This is a genomic window from Halalkalibacterium ligniniphilum (assembly GCF_000334155.1).
Taxonomy (GTDB): domain Bacteria; phylum Bacillota; class Bacilli; order Bacillales; family Bacillaceae_D; genus Halalkalibacterium; species Halalkalibacterium ligniniphilum.
In genome coordinates, this window is sequence record NZ_ANNK01000186.1 from 1 (window position 1) to 271 (window position 271).

Genomic DNA, 271 nt, shown 5'->3' on the forward strand with positions numbered 1-271 from the left:
TGGTTAAATTGGCGAAACGTATAATGAACTGTCGGCTTTCGCAAATCCGCATCAACTAAAAGCACCCGCTTTTCCTGCTGGGCCAAAACAACAGCAAGATTTGCCACCGTCGTTGACTTCCCGTCTCCTGGACCTGCCGATGTGACAAGAATCGTCTGCAGCTTTTCTTCGATGGAAGCGTAGTCCAAATTGGTCCGAATCGCCCGGTATTGCTCAGTGATCGGTGATTTCGGCTCAAAATGGCTAATTAGCTTCCGCTGCTCTTGATTAG

1 protein-coding gene is annotated in these 271 nt (G+C 48.7%); it reads right to left on the reverse strand.

Annotation, left to right across the window (positions count from 1 at the left end):
• Window positions 1-271 (reverse strand): nucleotide-binding protein (locus BLT_RS0121065; protein ID WP_017729662.1); only part of this gene is annotated, 271 nt, incomplete at both ends.